Source organism: Pantoea phyllosphaerae (assembly GCF_051025595.1).
Classification (GTDB): Bacteria; Pseudomonadota; Gammaproteobacteria; order Enterobacterales; family Enterobacteriaceae; genus Pantoea.
This window is the reverse complement of the sequence record NZ_JBPFDE010000037.1, coordinates 1-1,181: the sequence shown is the minus strand read 5'-3', so window position 1 is coordinate 1,181 and position 1,181 is coordinate 1. Positions and strand designations below refer to the sequence as shown.

At 56.7% G+C, this 1,181-nt stretch carries 1 protein-coding gene; it reads right to left on the bottom strand.

The features are described from left to right. Nucleotides 1–2: 2 nt before the first annotated feature. Nucleotides 3–1,181 (bottom strand): elongation factor Tu (tuf, locus tag ACR6A7_RS21100; protein ID WP_048786484.1); only part of this gene is annotated, 1,179 nt, incomplete at its 5' end.

Genomic DNA, 1,181 nt, shown 5'->3' with positions numbered 1-1,181 from the left:
AATTAAGCGATAACTTCAGCAACAACGCCCGCGCCAACGGTACGGCCGCCTTCGCGGATTGCGAAGCGCAGACCCTGGTCCATCGCGATCGGATGGATCAGAGTCACGGTCATTTTGATGTTGTCGCCCGGCATTACCATCTCAACGCCTTCCGGCAGTTCGATGTTGCCAGTCACGTCAGTTGTACGGAAATAGAACTGCGGACGGTAGCCTTTGAAGAACGGAGTGTGACGACCGCCTTCTTCTTTGGACAGCACGTAAACTTCTGATACGAAGGTGGTGTGCGGCTTGATTGAGCCCGGCTTAGCCAGAACCTGGCCACGCTCGATCTCTTCACGCTTGATACCACGCAGCAGAACGCCCACGTTCTCACCAGCCTGACCTTGATCCAGCAGTTTGCGGAACATTTCAACGCCGGTACAGGTTGATTTCGCGGTGTCTTTGATGCCCACGATTTCAACTTCGTCGCCCACTTTCACGATGCCGCGCTCAACACGACCGGTAACAACGGTACCACGGCCAGAGATTGAGAATACGTCTTCGATCGGCAGCAGGAACGGCAGGTCGATTGCGCGAACCGGATCCGGGATGTAGGTGTCCAGGTGGCCAGCCAGCTCAACGATCTTCGCTTCCCACTCAGCGTCGCCTTCCAGCGCTTTCAGCGCGGAACCGCGAACGATCGGGGTGTCGTCGCCCGGGAAGTCGTACTGTGACAGCAGGTCACGGACTTCCATCTCAACCAGCTCCAGCAGCTCTTCGTCATCAACCATGTCGCACTTGTTCAGGAACACGATGATGTAAGGAACGCCAACCTGACGACCCAGCAGGATGTGCTCACGGGTCTGCGGCATCGGGCCGTCAGTCGCAGCAACAACCAGGATAGCGCCGTCCATCTGCGCAGCACCGGTGATCATGTTTTTCACATAGTCGGCGTGGCCCGGGCAGTCAACGTGCGCGTAGTGGCGAGACGGGGTTTCATACTCAACGTGAGAGGTGTTGATGGTGATACCACGTGCCTTCTCTTCCGGCGCGTTATCGATCTGGTCGAACGCACGAGCCTGGCCGCCGTAGGTTTTAGCCAGAACGGTGGTGATTGCTGCAGTCAGGGTGGTTTTACCGTGGTCAACGTGACCGATGGTGCCCACGTTTACGTGCAGTTTGTTACGTTGAAATTGCTCTTT